The organism is Agrobacterium sp. 5Ca39 (genome assembly GCF_055382365.1).
In genome coordinates this window covers 1,785,904-1,806,911 of sequence record NZ_AP026437.1, presented here as the reverse complement: position 1 = coordinate 1,806,911, position 21,008 = coordinate 1,785,904, and the positions used below count along the sequence as shown (strand labels likewise).

Below are 21,008 nucleotides of genomic sequence, written 5' to 3'. Positions count from 1 at the left end.
TTGGCGACATGGATAAGCATTTTTCCCGCAATTACAACGGAGCAATCTTCATTATCGCATGCACACAAGGCATATCTTACGTTGACGTTAACGTAAATACTCTATCTCTGACGTGACCTCTCATCTACCCCCGTCATAGCCGCGTTCGATGTGCGACAACCCCGCCGTTTGCGACGTATTTTTGAACTGTGCCGCCCTCGGCGGGACAATGGTGCGATCAAACAGGGGAACGCCCCGTCTGCGCATTAAAATTACCATGATGGCGCCCGCCAAGATGCCGCCGACATGCGCGCCCCAGGAGACATTCTCTTCCAGCCCGAGCGCCAGCATCAGGAACTGCTGGCCAATCCACAGCGCCAGGGGAATGAAGGCGGGCAGTGGAAGCGGAATGCGCATGAGGACCAGCACCCAGACGCGCACTTTTGGATGCAGCAGGAAATAGGCCGCGACGACGCCGGAAACCGCACCCGAGGCACCGATCAGTGGTCCTTCCGAGGTGGGTGCGACGAAACCGTGAAACAGCGCGCCGGCGATGGCACAGGCGAGATAGAAGATCAGGAAACGAAAATGGCCGAGCGCATCCTCGACATTGTCGCCGAAGACCCAGAGAAACAGCATGTTGCCGGCCAGATGCCAGAAATCGAGATGAAGAAAGGCATAGGTGATGGCGGTGAGGTCATCAGGCACGACCTGCAGGGCGGGTTCCAGATAGGCGTAATCGAACACCACGGCGGGAATGAAGCCGAGGCCGAGGGCAGCGGCATTGGCTTCGGTGTCGCTGGCCAGCACGCCGGTAAACAGCCAGACCAACACGTTGACCACGATCAGGCCGATGGTGACATATTGCAGCCGGATATGCTTGAGGGAATTCGCATCGTGCAGCGGTATGAACATCGAACGCCCTTTGGTTGCGTCGTTGAAACGCCTTAGCGGTTCTTGCCCGGAACCCACAATATGTCGGCCTTGCCGGCATCATTGGCGAAACGGGCCGCGACAAACAGGAAGTCGGAGAGGCGATTGGCATATTTGATGGCGGCCGGGCTGACGATCTCGTTCTCGGTGACGGAAAGCTCCACCATCAGCCTTTCTGCGCGCCGGCAAACCGTGCGTGCCAAATGCAGATTTGCCGCCGCGGCGCTGCCGCCCGGCAGCACGAACGACGTCAACGGTTCGAGGGTGGCGTTGAGGTCGTCGATTTCGCTTTCCAGCCGTGTGACCTGGCTTTCGACTATACGCAACGGTTCGTAAGGCAGCGGTTCGCCATCGTCAGGCGTGGCAAGATCGGCGCCGAGGTCGAAAAGATCGTTCTGGATGCGGAAAAGCATGGCATCCAGCTTTTCCAGCCCAGCCGTGTGAAGCCGCGCGACACCGATGGCCGAATTGGTCTCGTCCACCGTGCCATAGGCTTCGACGCGCAGATCGTGCTTCGGTCGGCGCGGGCCGGAAACCAGCGCCGTCGTGCCCTTGTCGCCGGTGCGGGTGTAGATCTTGTTCAGTTTCACCATGTCAGCGGCCGCCTCCGCTGAGCCAGAGGGTGAGCATGATCAGAGCGATGGCAATGGCCTGCAGAAGCAGGCGAAGCTGCATCAGCTTGTTGGACCGGTTGGCGTCCTGTCCCTTCAGCATGTTGAAGAGGCCGCGTATCAACACGATGACGACAAGCCCCATGACGATAAGGGCCAGAACGGTGGTGAAGCCGGACATGCGGTATTACTCCTCCTCAATCGAATCTGCGCAGCAGACGATAGAAAAGTCCGGCAGGCAAGAGCCGTTTCAGCATAAGCCCCTGTTTGGCCGGAACAGTAACGGGATAATGTGGTTTCGGCCTTGCAGCCGTCAGGGCGTGTTTCAGCACGGCATAAACGGCATCCGGGCCGAGCTTGTGACGGTTGACGGGGCCGGAACCATCCATACGCGCCAGCTGGCGTTTATATTCTGCCGCATGGGCCGAATTTTCGAGATCGATATGCTCATTGATATGAGCAAGCGCCGTCGCGGTGAATTTCGACGTGATCGGGCCGGGTTCGATCAGACTGACATGGATACCGCTGTCCTGAAGCTCCATGCGCAGGGTGACGCCCAGCCCCTCAAGCGCGAATTTCGAAGCGGTGTAGGCGCCGCGATAGCGATAGGGCACGAGCCCGAGAATGGACGAGCAATGCACGATGCGGCCCGCACCACCCGCCCGCATAAAGGGAATGACCCGCCGCGTCAGATCGTGCCAGCCGAAGACATTGGTTTCGAACTGGGCTCTCAGCGCTTCGACTGGCAGGTCCTCCACCGCGCCCGGCTGGCCATAGGCGCCATTGTTGAAAAGCGCATCGATGCGGCCGCCGGTGCGGGCGGCGACGGTGTCCACCAGCGCGGCGATGGTTTCGGGCTTTGTGTAATCCATGATCAGGGTTTCTATGCCCTGATTTTCGAGGGCTGCCATGTCAGCGATGCGCCGCACGGTGGCAAAGACCCGCCAGCCGTCCCGGTGGAGCGCGCCGGCGCAATAGGCGCCGATGCCCGAGGAACATCCGGTGATGATGATGACGGGTTTTTCAGACATTTGCCGCTCCGGGAAACCGACTGTCGCTCTGGTCCGATTACCCGGCCCGTTAAAATCCAATCGCGCGAAATCCGTGTCCTTCGGGAACCGAAAGGTCAGCTTGCGCGCTGTACAAAACGAAGCTGATTTCCCATATTCGGGGCGAAGTTACAAATGAAATGCCGATGAATGGAGGCGACATGGTTGCCGCAGTGCGCCTGGCAGGCAAGGTTGCCTTCGATGCCTATTCCCATTTCGCCGAGGATGACGGCTGGGCGATGGCGAGCCACATGGCGCTGTCCATCCTGCTGGCGCTGTTTCCGTTCCTGATCTTCGGCACGGCGCTGGCCGGTTTTCTGGGCGCCGACCAGTTCTCAGAAACGGCGGTGCATCTGATTTTCGACACCTGGCCGGAAGCAATTGCCGGTCCGCTGGCAGCTCAGGTGCAGCAGGTTCTCACCATCCCGCGCGGCGGCCTGCTGACGATTTCGGTACTGGCGGCTGCATACTTCGCCTCGAACGGCGTCGAGGCGCTGCGCATTTCGCTGAACCGCGCCTATCGCGTCACGGAAACGCGCTGGTGGTATGTGACCCGGCTGCTCAGCCTGCTTTATGTCCTGATTGCCGTTGTGGTCTTTGCCGGAATCAGTACCGTGCTCGTCGCCGTGCCGGTCGCCATGTCCTTCGCCGAACGGCGGTTTCCGTGGCTGACGGATGTGCTGAACACCATTTCCAGCCTCGGCCTTTATGGCACCATCGTGGTGCTGACGGCGGGGCTGGTGGCGGCGCATCTGTGGCTACCCGCAGGCAAGCGCCGCATCTGGGATGTCTGGCCGGGTATTTTGCTGACGATGATATTCTGGGTCATCGGCGCGGCTATCTTCGCCTATTATCTCTCCACCTTCGCCAATTATGCCGCCACCTATGCCGGTCTCGCCTCCGTCATGGTGGTTCTGGTGTTCCTTTATATGGTCGGCGTCATCTTCATGCTCGGCGCGGAGGTGAATGCCGCGTTGATGAAATACAAGGTCCGGCAGATCATCCGCCGTAACATCGGCGGCAATGGCACGCGCCGCGGGCAGGCGCTAGAGGAGGCCGACAAGCCGGCGGATATCTGAGGGCGTCGCTCCTTCGGCGCGAAGGGCGGAAAGCCCGGTACTGCCTTCGCTTTTCGAAAGCTTGCGCCCGTCCGTGCCCAAAATCAGTCGGTGATGATGATAAGCGGGCTGCGGTAGGTCCAGCAGCTGCTGCAGCAGCCGGTGGATGGCGGTGGCATGGAAGAGATCCATGCCGCGCACCACATGGGTGATCCCCTGCAGTGCATCGTCAATAACAACGGAAAGATGATAGCTCGAAGGCGCGTCGGAACGCGACAGCACCACATCGCCCCAGAGCGCGGGCAGGGCCTCGATCTGCCCCGTCGCCCCGTCGCCGCTCTCCTGCCAGAACAGGGGGGTACGGGCGGCGCGTATCGCCTTGTCCATGTCGAGCCGCCAGGCGTGTTGCCGGCCGGATGCGAGCAGGGCCGCCCGTTCCGCCTTCGGCCTCTCGCGGTCGACGGACGGATAGAGCGGCGCTCCGTCAGGATCGCGCGGCCATGTCCCGCCTTCCGCTTCGAAGGCACCGACAATGGCCCTGGTTTCGCCACGGCTGAGAAAGGCGGGATAGGCAAGATCCGCCTCGATCAGCCTGTGCAGCGCCATCCGGTAATCATCGAAATGCTCCGATTGTCGCCGCACTGGCTCTTCCCAAGAGAGTTCCAGCCAGCCGAGATCATCATAGATCGCCTGTTCCAGCTGCGGCGTGCAGCGCGTCTGGTCTATATCCTCTATACGCAGCAGAAAGCGGCCGCCATTGTTCAGCGCCATGTCATGGTTCAGGAATGCGGAAAGCGCATGGCCGAGATGCAGCGGGCCGTTGGGGCTTGGCGCGAAACGGTAAACCGGTTTTTGACGGATGGATGAAGGCATGGTTTCTTCTGCCATGTTTTAATGCACCCCGCCAGCGGGCTGGCGGCATATGGAATGACCGACATGAAAATCATCACCGGGATGGATGACATCAGCGAAGGGCTGGAGCATCTCGCCCGCCTCGACCCCGCACTTGCCCCTGTCATTGAGATAGCCGGTCCGCTGGAACTGCGCATCCACGAGCCCGGCTTTGCCGGCCTTGCTCATATCGTCGTCTCGCAGATGGTGTCGCGCGCCAGCGCCACTGCCATATGGGCGCGTATTCACACCGGGACGGGCGGCGCGGTCACGGCGGAAAACTATCTCGGCGCACCGGAGGAATTGCGGGCTACTTTCGGCCTTTCGCGTGCCAAGGCGACGACGCTGGAAGGACTGGCTCGCGCCGTTACCGAAGGGCAGATCGACCTTGACGGCGTGGTGCGCAAGGAGGGGAGTGCAGCCCTTTCTGAACTGGTGGCGCTTCGTGGCATAGGCCCATGGACGGCAGAGGTATATCTGATGTTCTGCGGAGGCCATCCGGATATTTTTCCCGTTGGCGATGTGGCGCTGAGATCAGCGGTGGCACATGCGCTCGATCTGGAGATCAGGCCGGAAGCGAAATGGCTCGCGGAACGCGCGACACTCTGGTCGCCATGGCGCTCCGTCGCCGCCCGGCTTTTCTGGGGTTATTACGCCAACATCATGCGGCGCGCGATGGTGCCACTGCCCTGAGCGGGGTCAAAAATCGGCAATCCGATAGGGCAGGGCGCCGCGTGAAAGATGATCGAAATGCAGCTTGCGTTTCAGCGGCGGCACGGCGCGCTGCACGCAATCCACCCTTTCGCACACCCGACAGGAAATGCCGATCGGTTTGAAGGAAGCCGCATTGCCGAGATCGAGCGTGTCGGCGTAGACGAAATTCTGCGCATGGGAAATTTCGCAGCCGAGTGCGATGGCGTAACGCGGCCTTTCCGTATTGAAACCGGCGCCGGCCTTTTCGATCTGGGTGGCGATGGAAAGATAGCGCACGCCGTCAGGTGTTTCCGCCAGCTGCCGCACGATCCTGTCGGAGCTTTCGAAAGCCTGATGGATATTCCACAGCGGACAGGCCGCGCCGAACCGGGCAAATTGTAGCCGCGTGGCGCTGTGGCGTTTGGTGATGTTGCCGGCGCGGTCGATCTTGGCGAAAAAGATGGGTACGCCCTTCATGCCGGGTCGCTGCAGGGTGCTCAGACGGTGTGCCACCTGCTCAAGGCTCGCGCCAAAACGCACGGCGAGAAGTTCGAGATCATGGCGCAGTTCCTGTGCCGCCCGGTGAAATTGCCCATAGGGCAGGATGAGCGCTGCGGCAAAATAATTGTGCAGTCCGATGCGACAGATTTCGGCCGCTTCCGTGTTGCGGAAATCGGCGCCAGCCAGCACCCTGTCCACCGTCGGGCCGGCGTGAAGCTGGGCGATCTGCAACGCGAGCTGAAAACAGCGGGTGGATGCGGCCATGTAGGAACTGAGGGCGAGCGTTTTGCCGACAGGATCGAAATGCCGGATCAGCCCGCCTGCCGCCGCGGTTCTTGTGATATGGATGCCGTAACGGTTCCTGAGATGCGCTGCCAGAATGCCGTCGGTCTCGCCGCCCTCGATCTCCAGTTCCTGCGCCAGCTCCTCGGCCAGAAGATCAATCTCGGCAACGTAATTGTCGACGAAGTGAAAGAAATCGCGGACCTCCTCATAGGGTGTTCTTTCAACCTGTGCGGTGCCGCGGCCCAGGCGGTCATCCAGTTGCACCAGCTGTTCGCTGTTCTGGCGATAGGCCTGATGGGCCCGCAGCAGCGCATGGGCAAAACCCGGTGCGTTCTGGGCAATCAGCTTCAACTCCTGAAGCCCCGGTTCATAATTCATGAACAGTGGGTCCTTCAGCGCCTCGCGCACGGCGGAAACCAGCCGGTCGCTTTCGCCTGTCGCCAGTTCCGCCATGTCGAGCTGGAATTTTTCCACCAGCGTCACCAGAACGCTGGCCGAAACGGGGCGCTGGTTGTTTTCGATCTGGTTCAGATAGCTCGCGGAGATGCCCAGCCGTTCGGCAAATTGCGCCTGCGTGGCGCGGGCATTTTCGCGAAGGCCGCGCACCTTGCGGCCGATGAAGAGTTTTTCCGTCGCCATGTTGCAACTTTGCAAAATTAAATATTGCAAATATTTATGGCACGCATACGCGCACGATCAAGGCTTCTGGCAGAGTATTTTCTGGGTTATTGATCGTGGCATAACGCATGGAGGATACATGCCCGGCATTCTGGAGCAGTTGGAAACGCGGCGGGAAGAGGCTCGGCTCGGTGGCGGCGTCAAGCGCATCGAGGCGCAGCACGCAAAGGGCAAGCTGACGGCGCGCGAGCGCATCGACGTACTCTTGGATGAGGGTTCCTTCGAAGAATACGACATGTATGTCACCCACCGAGCGGTGGATTTCGGCATGGCGGGCCAGAAGATCGCGGGCGACGGCGTCGTGACCGGTTGGGGCACCATCAATGGCCGGCAGGTCTATGTGTTTTCCCAGGATTTCACCGTGCTCGGCGGTTCGCTATCCGAGACCCATGCGCAGAAAATCTGCAAGATCATGGATATGGCGGTGCGTAACGGCGCGCCTGTTATCGGCCTCAACGACAGCGGCGGCGCGCGCATTCAGGAAGGCGTGGCCTCGCTTGGCGGTTATGCTGATGTCTTCAAGCGTAATGTCGTCGCCTCCGGCGTCGTGCCACAGATCTCCGTCATCATGGGGCCATGTGCGGGTGGTGCGGTTTATTCGCCTGCTATGACCGATTTCATCTTCATGGTGCGCGATACCTCCTACATGTTCGTGACGGGGCCGGATGTGGTGAAGACGGTGACGAACGAGATCGTCACGGCCGAAGAACTGGGCGGCGCCTCGACCCATACCAAAAAATCTTCCGTCGCTGACGGCGCTTACGAAAACGACATCGAGACGCTGGAACATGTGCGGCTGCTCTTTGATTTTCTGCCGCTCAACAATCGCGAAAAGCCGCCGGTGCGGCCGTTCCACGACGATCCGGCGCGCCTGGAAGCGCGGCTCGATACGCTGATCCCCGACAGTTCCAACAAGCCCTATGACATGAAGGAACTGATCCACGCGCTGGCCGACGAGGGCGATTTCTTCGAATTGCAGGAGGCCTTTGCCCGAAACATCATCACCGGCTTCATTCGTCTCGAAGGCCAGACGGTCGGCGTCGTCGCCAACCAGCCGATGGTGCTGGCCGGCTGCCTCGATATCGACAGTTCGCGCAAGGCCGCCCGCTTCGTGCGCTTCTGCGACGCCTTCAACATTCCGTTGCTGACGCTGGTGGATGTGCCGGGTTTCCTGCCAGGCACGGCCCAGGAATATGGCGGCGTCATCAAGCACGGCGCAAAACTTCTCTTCGCCTATTCGGAGGCGACAGTGCCGATGGTGACGCTGATCACCCGCAAGGCCTATGGCGGGGCTTACGACGTGATGGCCTCCAAACATATCGGCGCGGACGTCAACTACGCCTGGCCAACGGCCGAAATTGCCGTGATGGGTGCCAAGGGCGCGGCGGAAATCCTCTATCGTTCCGAGCTTGCCGATCCCGAGAAGATCGCTGCGCGCACAAGAGAATATGAGGAGCGTTTCGCCAATCCCTTCGTCGCGGCGGAGCGCGGATTTATCGATGAGGTCATCATGCCGCATTCCTCGCGCCGCCGCATCGCCCGCGCGTTTGCGTCGCTGCGCAACAAGAGCGTGGAAACCCGCTGGAAGAAACACGACACCATTCCGCTCTGATCTGCTGAAGGGCTGGAAAAATGCTTCGGCCACCTTACTATATGGATGTTCAGGCGCCCGGATGTCCGGATGTCCTCTTGAAACGCACAAGGACACATTTTCATGGCCGAAAAATCCTCAGCAGATAATTTCCCCGCCGGATATGAAGTGCCCAAGGTCTGGACCTGGGACAAGGGCAATGGCGGCCAGTTCGCCAATATCAACCGGCCGATCGCCGGTCCCACCCATGAAAAGGAACTTCCCGTCGGCAAGCATCCGCTGCAGCTTTATTCGCTGGCGACGCCGAATGGCCAGAAGGTCACCATCATGCTGGAAGAATTGCTTGCCGCCGGCCACAAGGGCGCCGAATACGATGCCTGGCTGATCAAGATCGGCGAAGGCGACCAGTTTGGTTCCGGTTTTGTCGAGGTCAACCCGAACTCCAAGATCCCGGCGCTGATGGACCATTCGACGCCGGAGCCGACGCGCGTTTTCGAAAGCGGCTCCATCCTCGTTTACCTCGCGGAAAAATTCGGCGCCTTCCTGCCGAAGGAGGGCAATGCGCGCACGCAGGCGCTGAACTGGCTGTTCTGGCAGATGGGCTCCGCCCCCTTCCTTGGCGGTGGTTTCGGCCATTTTTATGCCTATGCGCCGATCAAGATCAAATACGCCATCGATCGTTACGCCATGGAAGTCAAACGCCAGCTCGACGTGCTGGATCGCCATCTCGCCGAAAACCGTTATCTCGCCGGTTCGGAATACACGATTGCCGACATGGCGGTATGGCCGTGGTATGGCAAGATCGCGCTTGGCCAGGCATATGGCGATGCGGGTGCTTTCCTTGAAGCAGACGGTTATAAGAACGTCATGCGCTGGACACTGGAAATCGGCGAACGCCCTGCTGTAAAACGCGGCGTGATCGTCAACAAGACCTCCGGCGATCCGTCTGAACAATTGCATGAACGCCACGATGCCTCCGACTTCGACACGAAGACGCAGGACAAGATCGGCAAGGCGTAACAGATACGAGAAGGACTAAAGATGGCGAACCTGCCCGAAATGACCAAACACAAGGGATTTCCCTCCGGTATGCCGAGCACGGGCGTCCAGTTCACCATCCGCCGCGCCAACCCCAAAGGGGTAACACCGATCAAGATGATACCCCGCCGGGCGCGCAACGACACCAAGGAGCATCGCATCGATGCCGCCTTTCTGCACTCGCTCTGGCACCATTTCGGTGCCGAGCCCTTCGAGCGCGGCAATCTCGACGCCGCCCGCCTCAACCTGCTTTTCGGCCGCGAGGTCGTACCTGCGGAGAAAAATTTCGACCCTGTTTCCTATCAGGCAATGCTCGTCATAGACGAACGCGTCGCCCGGCAGAATTTCCCGGAATCCTTCGAGAATTTTTTCGAGATTTGAGGGCTGTTTAAGGGTTTGTGCTGAGGGAGAGGGCAACAACCGCATGATCAAGAAAATCCTCATCGCCAATCGCGGCGAGATTGCCTGCCGGGTCATCAAGACGGCGAAGAAGATGGGCATCGCCACCGTTGCGGTCTATTCGGATGCCGATGCCAATGCGCTGCATGTGAGACAGGCAGATGAAGCCGTTCATATCGGCCCGGCACCCTCGTCACAGTCCTATATCGTCATCGACAAGATCCTTGAGGCGATCAAGAAGACCGGAGCGGATGCGGTCCATCCGGGCTACGGATTCCTGTCGGAAAACGCCGCCTTTGCGCAGGCGCTGGAAAAGGCGGGTGTCGTTTTTATCGGTCCGCCCGTCGGCGCGATCGAGGCTATGGGTGACAAGATCACGTCGAAGAAACTGGCTGCGAAAGCCGGCGTCTCCACCGTGCCCGGCCACATGGGGCTGATCGAGGATGCGGATGAGGCGGTGAAGATCGCCTCGCAGATCGGTTATCCGGTCATGATCAAGGCGTCTGCCGGCGGTGGCGGCAAGGGCATGCGCATCGCCTTCAACGACGCTGAGGCGCGCGAGGGTTTCCAGTCCTCGAAAAACGAGGCGAAATCCTCCTTTGGTGACGACCGCATCTTCATCGAAAAATTCGTCACCCAGCCGCGCCATATTGAAATTCAGGTGCTGGGCGACAAGCACGGTAATATCCTTTATCTCGGGGAGCGCGAATGCTCTATCCAGCGGCGCAACCAGAAGGTCATCGAGGAAGCGCCGTCGCCGTTTCTGGACGAGGTGACTCGGAAAGCCATGGGCGAGCAGGCCGTGGCGCTGGCGAGAGCGGTCGGTTACCACTCCGCCGGCACGGTGGAGTTCATTGTTGATGGCGACCGCAACTTTTATTTCCTCGAAATGAACACCCGTTTGCAGGTGGAACATCCGGTAACGGAACTGATTACCGGCATCGATCTGGTTGAACAGATGATCCGTGTGGCCTCAGGTGAAAAACTGTCCTTCGGACAGGCGGATGTAAAGCTGAACGGTTGGGCGATCGAAAGCCGGCTTTATGCCGAGGATCCCTATCGCAACTTCCTTCCTTCGATCGGTCGTCTGACGCGTTATCGGCCGCCGCAGGAGGGGGCGCAGGAAAACGGCACCATTCTCCGCAACGATACCGGCGTTTTCGAGGGCGGCGAGATTTCGATGTATTACGATCCAATGATCGCCAAGCTGTGCAGCTGGGGCAAGGATCGCGAAACAGCCATCGATGCCATGGGGCAGGCGCTCGACCGTTTCGAAGTGGAGGGCATCGGCCACAATCTGCCCTTCCTGTCGGCCGTCATGCAGCATGAGCGCTTTCGCTCTGGCAGGCTCACGACGGGCTTCATCGCGGAAGAGTTTCCGGAAGGCTTCTCCGGCGTCGAGCCGGATGAAGCCGCAGCACGCAGGCTTTCTGCCATTGCCGCTATCATCAATCAGCGTGTGCAGAACCGAGCGGTGGAAATTTCCGGTACCATCGGCAATCATCGCCGCATTATCGGGCAAGACTGGATGGTTTCGTTTGGTGAGTTTCGCCACCGGCTCAGCATTGAAACCGGTGCGGATGGCGCGGCGGTCAGTTTTGAAGACGGGACAGCGCTCACCATCGATACCGGCTGGCTTCCCGGTCAAAGCCTTGGCCTGTTTACGGTGGCGGGCGAGGTCATTGCCGTCAAGGTCGATCTTGCAGGCGCAGCGGTTCGTCTGCGCTGGGGTGGCATGGATGTTCTCGCCCGCGTGCGCAGCCCGCGCGTGGCGGAACTGGCGCTGCTGATGCCGGAAAAACTGCCGCCGGATACGTCGAAACTGCTGCTCTGCCCCATGCCGGGGGTCATCACCGGTATTTCGGTGGATGAGGGTGACGAGGTAGAGGCCGGGCAGGCACTGGCGACGGTGGAAGCCATGAAAATGGAAAACATCCTGCGTGCCGAAAAACGCGGTCGTGTTGCGAGAGTGGCGGCGAAACCCGGCGATAGTCTCGCTGTGGATGAGGTTATTCTCGAGTTCGAGTGAAGGTCGCTGCCGGTTTTTCCGGAACGGATACCGGCCGGGGCGGTTTACCGCGTCGGACCTGCGGACGGGCCGGGCGAATCTTGCCTTGATCTCCCGCTGGAATGCTAGAGCGAAATGCAAACGGGGAGAGATGCATGTCAGGTGAAAAAACGGTGCGGGATTGGCTTCACCTTGCTGAAAAGGAGCTGAAGCGCTCACCGGACACACTCGTCTGGCACACGCCCGAGGGTATCGAGGTCAAGCCGCTCTATACGGCCGACGACCTGCAACATGTTTCCCATCTGAACAGCCTGCCGGGATTTGCGCCTTTCACCCGCGGCCCGCGCGCCACCATGTATGCGGGACGGCCCTGGACCATCCGCCAATATGCCGGTTTCTCCACCGCGGAAGCCTCGAATGCCTTTTACCGCAAGGCGCTGGCTGCCGGTCAGCAGGGCGTTTCCGTCGCCTTCGATCTCGCTACCCATCGCGGTTATGACAGCGACCATCCGCGCGTGGAGGGCGATGTCGGCAAGGCGGGCGTGGCGATCGATAGCGTCGAGGACATGAAAATCCTGTTCGACGGCATCCCGCTCGACAAGGTCTCGGTGTCCATGACGATGAATGGCGCGGTCATCCCCGTTCTTGCCAATTTTATCGTCGCGGGGGAGGAACAGGGCGTGCCGCGTGCCGCGCTTTCCGGTACCATCCAGAACGACATCCTCAAGGAGTTTATGGTCCGCAACACCTATATCTATCCGCCCGAACCCTCGATGCGGATCATCGCCGACATCATCGAATATACGGCGAGGGAGATGCCGAAATTCAACTCCATCTCCATTTCCGGCTATCACATGCAGGAGGCCGGGGCGACGCTGGTGCAGGAGCTTGCCTTCACACTCGCGGATGGCCGTGAATATGTGCGGGCGGCGCTGGCCAAGGGGCTGAATGTTGACGATTTTGCCGGCCGCCTGTCTTTCTTTTTCGCCATCGGCATGAATTTCTTCATGGAGGCGGCCAAGCTGCGCGCCGCGCGCCTGCTCTGGTCACGCATCATGGAGGAATTCAAGCCGCAAAAGGCGTCCTCGCTGATGCTGCGCACCCATTGCCAGACATCGGGCGTGTCGCTCCAGGAGCAGGACCCCTATAACAACATCGTCCGCACTGCCTTCGAGGCCATGTCGGCCGTGCTCGGCGGCACGCAATCACTGCACACCAATTCCTTTGATGAGGCGATTGCGCTGCCGACGGAATTCTCCGCCCGCATTGCCCGCAATACCCAGCTGATCCTCCAGCATGAGACCGGCGTCACCCGGGTCGTCGATCCCTTGGCCGGTTCCTATTATGTCGAAAGCCTGACGAATGAGCTGGCCGAGAAGGCCTGGGCGCTGATCGAGGAGGTCGAGGCGCTTGGCGGCATGACAAAGGCCGTGGCGGAAGGCCTGCCGAAACGGCTGATTGAGGAGGCCGCGACACGCCGGCAGGCGGCGGTGGACAAGGGCGAGGAGGTGATCGTCGGCGTCAACCGCTATCGTCTCGAGAATGAAGAGGATATCGATGTTCTCGATATCGATAACGCCGCCGTGCGGGCCGCGCAAATCCGCCGCATCGAAGACACGCGCCGGCGCCGCGATGGCAAGGACGTGACCGCCGCTTTGCAGGCGCTTTCAGAGGTGGCCCGCGGCGGCAAGGGCAATATTCTCGAAGCCGCCGTCGTCGCGGCCCGTGCACGCGCCACGGTGGGAGAGATTTCCGATGCGCTGCGCGCGGCCTTCGGAGACCACGCTGCGGTGCCCGAGGTGGTGAGCGATATCTACGGCGAGGCTTATAAGGATGAGCCGGAACTCGCTACGCTTGCCGCCCGCCTTTCAGGTGTGGCTGAACGGATCGGCACCAAACCGCGCATCATGGTCGCCAAGCTGGGGCAGGATGGGCATGATCGTGGCGCAAAGGTTATTGCGTCTGCCTTCGGCGATATTGGTTTCGACGTGTTGGCCGGTCCCCTGTTCCAGACCCCGGCGGAGGCGGCCGAGCTTGCCGTTGAGAACAAGGTGCATGTGGTCGGCATATCGTCGCTCGCCGCAGGGCACAAGACGCTTGCGCCGCAGCTGGTCGAGGCGCTGAAACAGAAAGGCGCGCAAGGCGTCATCGTTGTTGTCGGTGGGGTCATTCCGCGCCAGGATTATCAGTTCCTGCTCGACCACGGAGTCTCGGCAATCTTCGGCCCCGGTACCAATGTCATGGATGCGGCCAACAAGGTGCTCGACCTGCTCGAAGGCATCAGGCGGAACGTGTGAGGGAAGGCGGCCATGTTCGGAAGATTGAACCACGTTGCCCTTGCGGTGCCTGATCTTAATGCCGCTGTTTCGCGATACACGGCGCTCGGCGCACGGGTTTCCGAGCCGCAATCGCTGCCGGAACATGGTGTGACGGTGGTGTTCATTCAGGCTGATAACACCAAGATCGAACTTCTTCACCCGCTCGGCGAAAACTCGCCGATTGCCGCTTTTCTCGAACGCAATCCGGGCGGCGGCACACATCATCTCTGCTTCGAGGTGCCGGATATACTGGCGGCGCGCGACGACCTCATTCAAAAAGGCGTCCGTATTCTCGGCGATGGCACGCCAAAGATCGGCGCGCACGGCAATCCCGTTCTTTTCCTGCATCCGAAGGATATGGGCGGGGTGCTTTACGAACTCGAGCAGGTTTCTCAGACACACGGCTGAAACATAAATCTCCTAGGAGGCTGACCCTGTGAGGCAATGGCCACGGTGGCGCTTTTACGTGCGCTTTCGGGGTTCGTTTGTTTTCTTTTGACATTCGTTTTGTTTTCGTTTTTATGTAATTGTCTTTCCATAAAGGGTTTCTCCCTTGCATTGTCGCGGAGGCTTCATGTCCAGCGAAAACATTTTTGATCTTTTTGTCATCGGCGGCGGCATCAATGGCTGCGGCATTGCCCGTGATGCGGTGGGCAGGGGTTATTCCGTGGCGCTTGCGGAAAAAGGCGATTTCGCTTCCGGCACGTCGTCCGCCGCCACCAAGCTCATCCATGGCGGCCTGCGGTATCTCGAACATTACGAGTTTCGTCTGGTGCGCGAGGCGCTGATGGAGCGGGAAATTCTCTGGGCCATGGCACCGCATGTCATCTGGCCCATGCGTTTCGTCCTGCCCATTCAGAAGGGCGGGGTGCGCCCGGCCTGGATGGTTCGGCTTGGCCTGTTTCTTTATGACAATCTCGGCGGCCGGAAACTTTTGCCAGCCACCCGAACGCTCGATCTGCGGAAGGACCCGGCTGGAAAGCCTCTGAAGCCGGCTTTTGCCAGGGCCTTCGAATATTCCGACGGTTGGGTGGATGATGCCCGTTTCGTGGTTCTCAATGCGCGCGATGCCGCTAATCGCGGCGCGATGATCATGAACCGCACGCGGGTCGTTTCCGCACGACGCGAAGGTGGGCTATGGCTCATCGAAACTCTGGACGAAAAAACCGGCCGTGCGGGCGTGCACAAGGCACGTATGCTGGTGAACGCCGCTGGTCCCTGGGTGGATACGGTGCTTTCCGGCGTCTTCGGGCGAAAGGATGTGCATAATGTCCGGCTCGTGCAGGGCAGCCATGTTATCGTGCGCCGGAAGTTTTCCGATCCGCGCGCCTATTTCTTCCAGAACCCTGACAACCGCATCATCTTCGCCATTCCCTATGAGCGGGATTTCACCCTGATCGGCACCACGGATCGCGACTACAAGGGCGATCCGGCCAAGGTTCGCATTTCCGAAGAAGAGATTTCCTATCTCTGCAACGCCGCCAGCGACTATTTCAGCGAGCCGGTTCGGCCGGAAGACATCGTCTGGACCTATTCCGGCGTGCGGCCGCTCTTTGATGATGGTGCTTCGAAAGCGCAGGAAGCCACACGCGATTACGTGCTGAAGGTTGAGGAGGGCAACGGGCAAGCTCCACTCCTCAATATTTTCGGCGGCAAGCTCACCACCTATCGACGGCTGGCGGAACATGCGTTGGAAAAGATCGGCGCGGCGATCGGCGAGAAGGGCAAGCCATGGACGGCGGGCTCACACCTGCCGGGCGGAGATTTCGGCGCGGAGAGATATGAGACGCAGGTGCGGGCGCTTGTCTCCCGATATCCTTTCCTCGATAGACACCATGCCGAGCGGCTAGTCAGAAACTACGGTACGAAGGCTGCGGAATTGTTGGGCGGCGTTACCGATGCCGTCGGGCTCGGCCGGCATTTCGGCGGCACGCTCTATGAATGCGAGGTGCGCTGGCTGGTTGAGCAGGAATGGGCCTGCACGGCCGAGGACATTCTCTGGCGACGCACGAAACAGGGCCTTCGCCTGAACAAGGCCGAGGCCGCCGAGCTGGATGACTTCGTATCCAAGCTGACGGGTGGAAGGAAAGAGGCGGAAGCTGCGGTGGAGCGAGCCTGAACGTCTTCCGCTAGTGTCAGGCTGTGGAGTTCCTCGCCGGTTTCGGAAAGCTTTCTGCACTCAATATATAGTCATCGGCGGCGGAAAGAGCGTGTTCCATATGCCCTTCGAACACCAGTTCCGGTTCGTTCGGTGCTATTACAATTTCCGGCATGCCGCCGAAACGCACTGCTTGCGATTGCGCCAGCCCGTCGCGCAGGCCGCTTTCCAGGAGGTCGAAATAACGCGTGCCGGGGCCGGTGATGAAAACCGGCATATGACCATGCAGGCTGAAGAGGCGTGAAAGGCCGTTGCCGAGCGCCAGCCCAGCGGTGCGGAACGCAAACCGCGCCATGCGTCCCCCCGCGCGGGCTGAAGCGGCGATCTTGTCCACCTCGGCTATCGGCACGAACTTCGCAGGTTCGGCCTGCGGTGGGGCCTCGAAAGCCGAGCGCAGGATGGCGTAGAAGCCGGAATAAGCCTCGATGCAGCCCTTGGTGCCGCAGCGGCACAAGGCGCCGTCGGCCAGATGCAGCATATGTCCGAAGTTGGGGGCGCTAACCTCGATCGTGCCGCCCGTTGCACGCGCGACGCCAAGGCCAATACTATGGCCGAGCGACAGGGTAACAAGGGCATCCGGCGCGGGATTGCCCTTCGCATGCTCTCCCATCCAGATGGCTTTTGCGGCCAGCAGCGTCTCGTTGTTCAACGTCACGCGGGTGCGCCCGTCTTGCGAAACAAGCTGCTGGAAATCTATCTTTTCGTCGCCGAGAACCGGAGACCAGAGAAGCGTTGCCGCGCCCGCATCGACCAGCCCCTTGCTGCTGATCGAGACCTGGAGAATATCATGACTGTCGATGCGTGAGCGGTCGGCAAGCCGTGCAAGACCGCCAAGGATCGCGCCGCCGAACGTGCCTTTTTCAGCGGCGATCCTCTGTTCGGTAAAGCGGTCCACCAGCTTGCCGGCATAATTGACCAGCGAATATTGCACGCTATCTGAAGAAATGATGACGATGGCGACGTGACAGAAAGCCCCGCGTGGCCCGAAGAGAATGCGCGGCCGGCCCCGACCGGCGGTTGCAAGCTGTTCTTTCCGTAATATGAGGCCCGCCCGCTCAAGCTCGGTGGTGATGGCGGAAACGGTTGCTGAAGCAAGCCCGGTGAAAGTCGACATGTCCGTATGGGAGAGACTGCCGTGCAGGCGCAGTGCGGCCATCACCGACAGGCTGTTTTTCTGGCGCACCAGTTCCGTGCTTGCAATGGCGGACATGGGCTGGGGCATGCTCCCTGAACGGCCTTTTTCCTGTCGTGCTAGACCTGTCCATGGCGCATGTGCTGGACAAGATCAAGGCACCCGGATGCTGCCCGCAGCCGTTGTTGACAGCATAGGGAATCTCTGACATTAATTTTCTCGACTGTCGAGAAAATTGTGAAACCACAGCGACCGGCAGCTTTTTCAGGCGTTTTCCCCGCATGGAGGTGTGGGGCAGCGCTCTTACCGGGAGGACATCATGAATTCATTTGCCAAGCTTCTGGCGGGTACAGCCGTACTCGTTTCCCTGCATACGGCCGCTATTGCGGCTGACCTCGTCGTCGGCGTATCCTGGTCGAATTTCCAGGAAGAGCGCTGGAAGACCGATGAGGCGGCCATCAAGGCAGCCCTCGACAAGGCAGGCGCAAAGTATATCTCCGCCGATGCGCAGTCATCCGCGGCCAAGCAGCTGACTGATGTGGAATCGTTGATTTCCCAGGGCGCCAACGCGCTGATCATCCTGGCGCAGGACAGCGACGCCATCGGCCCGGCTGTTGAAAAGGCAGTTGCCGAGGGTATTCCGGTTGTCGGTTATGACCGCCTGATCGAAAACAAGAACGCCTTCTACATCACCTTCGACAACAAGGAAGTCGGTCGTCTGCAGGCAGCCGAAGTCTTCAAGGTGAAGCCGGAAGGCAACTATGTTTTCATCAAGGGCTCATCTTCCGATCCGAACGCGGATTTCCTCTTTGCGGGCCAGCAGGAAGTGCTGAAGGCGGCCATCGACGGCGGCAAGATCAAGAATGTCGGCGAAGCCTATACCGATGGCTGGAAGCCGGAAAATGCCCAAAAGAACATGGAACAGTTCCTGACCAAGAACAACAACAAGGTCGATGCGGTCGTCGCCTCGAATGACGGTACGGCCGGTGGCGCAATCGCCGCGCTCGCCGCGCAGGGCTTGGCGGGGTCGGTCCCGGTTTCCGGGCAGGATGCCGATTTCGCCGCGCTGAACCGCGTCGCGCTCGGCACACAGACCGTCTCAGTCTGGAAGGACAGCCGCGAACTCGGCAAGGAAGCAGCCGGCATCGCGCTGGAACTGGCCGGTGGCAAGAAGATGACGGAGATCAAGGGCGTCACCGCTTTTGACGGAGGTCCGAAGAAGGTGACGATGCAGTCGGTGTTCCTCAAGCCGATCGCCATCACCAAGGACAATCTGAACGTCGTTATCGATGCGGGCTGGATCAAGAAGGAAACCGCCTGCCAGGGCGTGAAGGCCGGGTCCGTCAAGGCCTGCGACTGATCGAATATGTCCCGGTTCGGGCGCCGCGCCATGGTTCATGGCGCGGCGCCCTTTAAGATGTGAGGAGCACCGGCAGTTCATGGCCGATATGACCCAATCCAATTCCACAGCGTCCGCCAAGACGGAAAAGACCGGCTCGATTGCGCGCTTCATCAGCGCCACGGAACTCGATACCCGCCTGCTCGGGATGGTCGGCGCACTTCTTCTGATCTGGATCGGATTTCATATCCTGTCCGGCGGCCTGTTCCTGACGCCGCGAAATCTCTGGAACCTTTCCGTGCAGACCGCGTCCGTGGCCGTTATGGCAACCGGCATGGTCCTCGTCATCGTCACCCGCAACATCGATCTCTCGGTGGGTTCCATCCTCGGTTTTTCGGGTATGATCATGGGTGTCATGCAGGCGGAAATCCTGCCGCAGATCCTTGGCTTCGAACATTGGGCCACATGGATTGTCACGCTTGCGGTCGGCATTCTCGTCGGCGGCGCGATCGGCATGTTGCAGGGCTCCATCATCGCCTTCCTCAACGTACCCTCCTTCATCGTGACGCTCGGTGGCCTGCTCGTCTGGCGCGGCGGCACGTGGTTCATCACCAGCGGCCGCACGGTGGCGCCGATGGATTCCACCTTCCGCCTGATGGGGGGCGGCACCAGCGGCTCGATCGGTGCGACATGGAGCTGGATAGCCGCGGCCGTCGCCTGCGTCGCCATTGTGGCGGCAATCCTGAATTCACGTCATCAGCGCCGACGTTTCGGCTTTCCGCTACGGCCCGTCTGGGCGGAGTATTTTCTGGCCGCGCTCGGATGCCTTGTCGTCATCGGTTTCGTGGCCGTCGTCAACAGCTACCCATGGCCGGTCAACATTGCCCGCAACTATGCCGATGCCAACGGCATCGCCTGGCCGGATGGCGGCCTGTTCATTCCGCACGGCATCGCCATTCCCGTTTTGATGGCGCTCGCCGTCGGTGCGGTCATGACCTTTATCGCCACACGGCTTCGTTTCGGACGGTATGTCTTCGCCATCGGCGGTAACCCTGAAGCTGCCGAACTTGCCGGTATCAAGACCCGCTGGGTCACGGTGAAGATCTTCACGCTGATGGGGGTTCTGTGCGCCATCGCCGCGGCGATTTCAACCGCTCGCCTCAATGCCGCTACCAATGCCCAGGGTGAGCTCGATGAACTCTACACCATCGCGGCAGCCGTCATCGGCGGCACCTCGCTTGCCGGCGGCGTCGGAACCATAGCGGGTGCGATGCTCGGCGCGCTCGTCATGCAGTCGCTGCAATCCGGCATGGTGCTGGTGGGCATCGATACGCCCTTCCAGCGCATCGTCGTCGGTGTGGTTCTGGTCGTCGCCGTCTGGCTCGACACCATCTATCGCGCCCGCGCCAAGTAAGAACCGAGGAGAACTCTTATGACGGACCAAGTCACGCCCCTCGTGGAAATGCGCAATATTTCCATTTCCTTCGGCGGCATCCACGCGGTGGAAAACGCCTCTGTCGATCTTTTCCCCGGCGAGGTTGTCGCCCTTCTCGGCCATAACGGCGCAGGCAAATCGACCCTGATCAAGATCCTCTCAGGCGCCTATCGGCGCGATAGCGGCGATATCCTCATCAATGGCGAAGAGGCGGATATCCGCAATCCCCGTGACGCCAAGAAATATGGCATCGAGACCATCTACCAGACGCTTGCCGTGGCCGACAATGTCGATGCGGCAGCCAATCTTTATCTCGGCCGCGAGCTGAAGACGAAATGGGGCACGCTGGACGATGTCGCCATGGAAGCCTCCGCGCGTGAGGTCATGGGACGTCTCAACCCGAATTTTCGGCGGTTCAAGGAGCCGGTAAAGGCGCTGTCCGGCGGCCAGCGGCAGTCCGTTGCCATTGCCCGTGCCATTCTCTTTGACGCCCGCATCCTTATCATGGACGAACCGACGGCGGCGCTCGGTCCGCAGGAGACCGCGCAGGTCGGCGATCTCGTCAAGGAGCTGAAACGGCAGGGCATCGGCATCTTTCTCATCAGCCACGATATTCACGACGTTTTCGATCTCGCCGATCGTGTGTTCGTGATGAAAAACGGCAAGGTGGTGGGCCATGCCCGCACCCAGGATGTGACCAAGGACGAAGTGCTCGGGATGATCATTCTGGGCAAGGTGCCTGCGGGTGCCGTGGCAGGCCCCGGCGCGGTCGTATCCTGACTGTCGAATATTCCGTCCGAAGACGCGCAAAATCCGAAGCGGCTTCGGACTTCCTTTCGCAGCGCTTGTTGATGACAAAGGCCCGGTGGTAAGCCGGGCCTTTGTCATTGGATTTGCAGAAAACCGGAAGCG

19 protein-coding genes are annotated in these 21,008 nt (G+C 60.2%); 12 read left to right on the top strand and 7 right to left on the bottom strand.

The window, feature by feature from the left end:
- Nucleotides 1-120: 120 nt before the first annotated feature.
- Genes ACZ47E_RS21990 through ACZ47E_RS21975 form a run of 4 tightly spaced genes read right to left on the bottom strand, consistent with a single transcriptional unit; the run spans nucleotide 121 to nucleotide 2,554 of the window.
- Nucleotides 121-894 carry a rhomboid family intramembrane serine protease gene (locus tag ACZ47E_RS21990; RefSeq protein WP_022563005.1) on the bottom strand — a complete coding sequence of 258 codons (774 nt, stop codon included), beginning with the start codon at nucleotides 892-894 and terminating at the stop codon, nucleotides 121-123.
- Nucleotides 895-926: 32 nt separating this feature from the next.
- A complete protein-coding gene (locus ACZ47E_RS21985) occupies nucleotides 927-1,505 on the bottom strand; it encodes a cob(I)yrinic acid a,c-diamide adenosyltransferase (protein WP_022563004.1) in 579 nt (192 codons plus the stop codon).
- A gap of 1 nt (nucleotide 1,506) precedes the next feature.
- Entirely contained in the window at nucleotides 1,507-1,704 is a 198-nt protein-coding gene (locus ACZ47E_RS21980; RefSeq protein ID WP_022563003.1) for a twin transmembrane helix small protein, read from the bottom strand.
- Between the two features lie 16 nt (nucleotides 1,705-1,720).
- The gene (locus ACZ47E_RS21975; protein WP_022563002.1) at nucleotides 1,721-2,554 is read right to left on the bottom strand and encodes an SDR family oxidoreductase; all 834 of its coding nucleotides are present in this window, start codon (nucleotides 2,552-2,554) and stop codon (nucleotides 1,721-1,723) included.
- A gap of 179 nt (nucleotides 2,555-2,733) precedes the next feature.
- On the opposite strand from ACZ47E_RS21975, the gene ACZ47E_RS21970 reads away from it, so the two are divergent.
- On the top strand, nucleotides 2,734-3,651 hold the full coding sequence (locus ACZ47E_RS21970) for a YihY/virulence factor BrkB family protein (RefSeq protein ID WP_022563001.1): 918 nt from the start codon (nucleotides 2,734-2,736) through the stop codon (nucleotides 3,649-3,651).
- Here ACZ47E_RS21970 and gluQRS read toward each other — a convergent pair.
- Entirely contained in the window at nucleotides 3,619-4,518 is a 900-nt protein-coding gene (gluQRS, locus tag ACZ47E_RS21965) for a tRNA glutamyl-Q(34) synthetase GluQRS (protein WP_048902896.1), read from the bottom strand. The genes ACZ47E_RS21970 and gluQRS overlap by 33 nt on opposite strands.
- A gap of 39 nt (nucleotides 4,519-4,557) precedes the next feature.
- On the opposite strand from gluQRS, the gene ACZ47E_RS21960 reads away from it, so the two are divergent.
- Entirely contained in the window at nucleotides 4,558-5,214 is a 657-nt protein-coding gene (locus tag ACZ47E_RS21960; RefSeq protein WP_162472001.1) for a DNA-3-methyladenine glycosylase family protein, read from the top strand.
- Nucleotides 5,215-5,220: 6 nt separating this feature from the next.
- Here ACZ47E_RS21960 and ACZ47E_RS21955 read toward each other — a convergent pair whose 3' ends face one another.
- Nucleotides 5,221-6,639, bottom strand: coding sequence for a helix-turn-helix domain-containing protein (locus tag ACZ47E_RS21955; protein WP_022562998.1), 1,419 nt, complete (start codon nucleotides 6,637-6,639; stop codon nucleotides 5,221-5,223).
- A 118-nt stretch (nucleotides 6,640-6,757) separates the two neighbouring features.
- Here ACZ47E_RS21955 and ACZ47E_RS21950 point away from each other — a divergent pair, with 118 nt between their 5' ends.
- From ACZ47E_RS21950 to ACZ47E_RS21920, 7 genes are all read left to right on the top strand, one after another.
- Nucleotides 6,758-8,290 carry an acyl-CoA carboxylase subunit beta gene (locus ACZ47E_RS21950; RefSeq protein ID WP_022562997.1) on the top strand — a complete coding sequence of 511 codons (1,533 nt, stop codon included), beginning with the start codon at nucleotides 6,758-6,760 and terminating at the stop codon, nucleotides 8,288-8,290.
- A 102-nt stretch (nucleotides 8,291-8,392) separates the two neighbouring features.
- Nucleotides 8,393-9,289: a glutathione-dependent disulfide-bond oxidoreductase gene (gene yghU, locus ACZ47E_RS21945; RefSeq protein ID WP_022562996.1), complete on the top strand. Its 897-nt coding sequence runs from the start codon at nucleotides 8,393-8,395 to the stop codon at nucleotides 9,287-9,289.
- A 21-nt stretch (nucleotides 9,290-9,310) separates the two neighbouring features.
- Complete coding sequence (locus ACZ47E_RS21940; RefSeq protein WP_004445608.1) at nucleotides 9,311-9,688, top strand: hypothetical protein; 378 nt, start codon at nucleotides 9,311-9,313, stop codon at nucleotides 9,686-9,688.
- Between the two features lie 43 nt (nucleotides 9,689-9,731).
- Nucleotides 9,732-11,735, top strand: coding sequence for an acetyl-CoA carboxylase biotin carboxylase subunit (locus ACZ47E_RS21935; protein WP_112635204.1), 2,004 nt, complete (start codon nucleotides 9,732-9,734; stop codon nucleotides 11,733-11,735).
- A 134-nt stretch (nucleotides 11,736-11,869) separates the two neighbouring features.
- On the top strand, nucleotides 11,870-14,011 hold the full coding sequence (scpA, locus tag ACZ47E_RS21930) for a methylmalonyl-CoA mutase (protein ID WP_064263487.1): 2,142 nt from the start codon (nucleotides 11,870-11,872) through the stop codon (nucleotides 14,009-14,011).
- A 12-nt stretch (nucleotides 14,012-14,023) separates the two neighbouring features.
- The gene (gene mce / locus ACZ47E_RS21925; RefSeq protein WP_022562993.1) at nucleotides 14,024-14,440 is read left to right on the top strand and encodes a methylmalonyl-CoA epimerase; all 417 of its coding nucleotides are present in this window, start codon (nucleotides 14,024-14,026) and stop codon (nucleotides 14,438-14,440) included.
- A 166-nt stretch (nucleotides 14,441-14,606) separates the two neighbouring features.
- Nucleotides 14,607-16,151, top strand: a complete 1,545-nt coding sequence (locus tag ACZ47E_RS21920; protein WP_022562992.1) for a glycerol-3-phosphate dehydrogenase — start codon at nucleotides 14,607-14,609, stop codon at nucleotides 16,149-16,151.
- 16 nt (nucleotides 16,152-16,167) lie between these two features.
- Here ACZ47E_RS21920 and ACZ47E_RS21915 read toward each other — a convergent pair whose 3' ends face one another.
- Complete coding sequence (locus tag ACZ47E_RS21915; protein ID WP_022562991.1) at nucleotides 16,168-17,400, bottom strand: ROK family transcriptional regulator; 1,233 nt, start codon at nucleotides 17,398-17,400, stop codon at nucleotides 16,168-16,170.
- Between the two features lie 241 nt (nucleotides 17,401-17,641).
- Here ACZ47E_RS21915 and xylF point away from each other — a divergent pair, with 241 nt between their 5' ends.
- The 3 genes from xylF to ACZ47E_RS21900 all read left to right on the top strand — a co-directional run bounded on the left by xylF (nucleotide 17,642) and on the right by ACZ47E_RS21900 (nucleotide 20,876).
- Nucleotides 17,642-18,682, top strand: a complete 1,041-nt coding sequence (gene xylF, locus ACZ47E_RS21910; RefSeq protein ID WP_004445598.1) for a D-xylose ABC transporter substrate-binding protein — start codon at nucleotides 17,642-17,644, stop codon at nucleotides 18,680-18,682.
- Between the two features lie 79 nt (nucleotides 18,683-18,761).
- Entirely contained in the window at nucleotides 18,762-20,075 is a 1,314-nt protein-coding gene (locus tag ACZ47E_RS21905) for a sugar ABC transporter permease (protein WP_004445596.1), read from the top strand.
- 18 nt (nucleotides 20,076-20,093) lie between these two features.
- Nucleotides 20,094-20,876, top strand: a complete 783-nt coding sequence (locus tag ACZ47E_RS21900) for an ATP-binding cassette domain-containing protein (RefSeq protein ID WP_004445595.1) — start codon at nucleotides 20,094-20,096, stop codon at nucleotides 20,874-20,876.
- Nucleotides 20,877-21,008: the final 132 nt, after the last annotated feature.

Excerpts from the sequence above, each read along its gene's own strand:
- mce (WP_022562993.1), top strand. The coding sequence starts at position 14,024 with ATGTTCGGAAGATTGAACCACGTTGCCCTTGCGGTGCCTGATCTTAAT.
- ACZ47E_RS21900 (WP_004445595.1), top strand. The coding sequence starts at position 20,094 with ATGACGGACCAAGTCACGCCCCTCGTGGAAATGCGCAATATTTCCATT.
- gluQRS (WP_048902896.1), bottom strand. The coding sequence starts at position 4,518 with ATGGCAGAAGAAACCATGCCTTCATCCATCCGTCAAAAACCGGTTTAC.
- scpA (WP_064263487.1), top strand. The coding sequence starts at position 11,870 with ATGTCAGGTGAAAAAACGGTGCGGGATTGGCTTCACCTTGCTGAAAAG.
- ACZ47E_RS21970 (WP_022563001.1), top strand. The coding sequence starts at position 2,734 with ATGGTTGCCGCAGTGCGCCTGGCAGGCAAGGTTGCCTTCGATGCCTAT.
- ACZ47E_RS21940 (WP_004445608.1), top strand. The coding sequence starts at position 9,311 with ATGGCGAACCTGCCCGAAATGACCAAACACAAGGGATTTCCCTCCGGT.
- ACZ47E_RS21955 (WP_022562998.1), bottom strand. The coding sequence starts at position 6,639 with ATGGCGACGGAAAAACTCTTCATCGGCCGCAAGGTGCGCGGCCTTCGC.
- ACZ47E_RS21985 (WP_022563004.1), bottom strand. The coding sequence starts at position 1,505 with ATGGTGAAACTGAACAAGATCTACACCCGCACCGGCGACAAGGGCACG.
- ACZ47E_RS21960 (WP_162472001.1), top strand. The coding sequence starts at position 4,558 with ATGACCGACATGAAAATCATCACCGGGATGGATGACATCAGCGAAGGG.
- ACZ47E_RS21990 (WP_022563005.1), bottom strand. The coding sequence starts at position 894 with ATGTTCATACCGCTGCACGATGCGAATTCCCTCAAGCATATCCGGCTG.
- yghU (WP_022562996.1), top strand. The coding sequence starts at position 8,393 with ATGGCCGAAAAATCCTCAGCAGATAATTTCCCCGCCGGATATGAAGTG.
- xylF (WP_004445598.1), top strand. The coding sequence starts at position 17,642 with ATGAATTCATTTGCCAAGCTTCTGGCGGGTACAGCCGTACTCGTTTCC.
- ACZ47E_RS21975 (WP_022563002.1), bottom strand. The coding sequence starts at position 2,554 with ATGTCTGAAAAACCCGTCATCATCATCACCGGATGTTCCTCGGGCATC.
- ACZ47E_RS21935 (WP_112635204.1), top strand. The coding sequence starts at position 9,732 with ATGATCAAGAAAATCCTCATCGCCAATCGCGGCGAGATTGCCTGCCGG.
- ACZ47E_RS21915 (WP_022562991.1), bottom strand. The coding sequence starts at position 17,400 with ATGTCCGCCATTGCAAGCACGGAACTGGTGCGCCAGAAAAACAGCCTG.
- ACZ47E_RS21905 (WP_004445596.1), top strand. The coding sequence starts at position 18,762 with ATGGCCGATATGACCCAATCCAATTCCACAGCGTCCGCCAAGACGGAA.
- ACZ47E_RS21950 (WP_022562997.1), top strand. The coding sequence starts at position 6,758 with ATGCCCGGCATTCTGGAGCAGTTGGAAACGCGGCGGGAAGAGGCTCGG.
- ACZ47E_RS21920 (WP_022562992.1), top strand. The coding sequence starts at position 14,607 with ATGTCCAGCGAAAACATTTTTGATCTTTTTGTCATCGGCGGCGGCATC.
- ACZ47E_RS21980 (WP_022563003.1), bottom strand. The coding sequence starts at position 1,704 with ATGTCCGGCTTCACCACCGTTCTGGCCCTTATCGTCATGGGGCTTGTC.